Genomic DNA, 877 nt, shown 5'->3' with positions numbered 1-877 from the left:
TCAAAGAATAAGAATTACCACAAATAAACCCGAGCAAGATTTATAGATACTCGGGCTTTGAGTGAGTTAAACAAACTCCATATCGCTTTGACGAACGCGCTCGGCAAGCTGTTTGTAGCGATCCGCAATCGTGTCACCAAATACAGGGTCGTCTTCGCTCTCTGTCCACAGACTTTCAACGTGTTGCCAGTCTTCAGTAGTAAAAAGCTCTTCAATTAATGGCAGGATTTTTCTCTCTTCGAGCTCAAGGTGACGCTTTTGCGACTCAATGAAATCTTCTAGCTGAGCAATAAAGATGTCTTGAGGAACAACCGCATCTTGCAAAATCATCTCAATGAGCATCGAAAACTCTTTGGTCTTCTCGGCAAGCTCTTGGTGCTCTTTCTCCAAGTTTTCCATGGTTTGTTGCTTACCATAATGCTTGAGGAAATGATGGTAGAGAATATCTTCTTTCGGATGATGAATTTTTTCCGAATGGTTTGAGAGGTAGTCAACAATCTCGCTTACTAGCGAGTAATTAATGGCGTTTTCTTCTTTTATTTCGTTGAGTTTATGGCGCAATATGGCCAGCAGGCGAACCATGTAGCCGTGTTCGCGTCGAATTCTTTCGATCATCATAGCGTCTCTCCTTAACACCTACTTTTAATAAGTGTACATGAGAAATTCGCTACCAGCTTCGAGCATGCTCAAAAAAACAGCGATCATAGCACCATGATCGCTGTCTCTTCTTTTATACCGTTAACGGTAAATGCCAGTTGATTGGCTCTTTTCCTTGCGAAGCAAGTAATTGGTTTGCTTGGGAGAAATGCTTACAACCCAAGAACCCTCGATGAGCAGACAATGGCGATGGATGCGGCGCGGCTAATACATGGTGCTT

The 877-nt window shown here is 43.0% G+C and carries 1 protein-coding gene and 1 pseudogene; both read right to left on the bottom strand.

The window, feature by feature from the left end:
- Positions 1-66: 66 nt before the first annotated feature.
- A complete protein-coding gene (locus R8N49_RS25835) occupies positions 67-618 on the bottom strand; it encodes a hemerythrin domain-containing protein (RefSeq protein ID WP_005459058.1) in 552 nt (183 codons plus the stop codon).
- A gap of 112 nt (positions 619-730) precedes the next feature.
- Positions 731-877, bottom strand: a pseudogene (locus R8N49_RS25830) (uracil-DNA glycosylase); the annotation flags it as partial.

Source organism: Vibrio sp. 1978 (genome assembly GCF_033344345.1).
The sequence above is the reverse complement of the archived record's forward strand: the minus strand, read 5'-3'. Positions and strand labels throughout refer to the sequence as shown.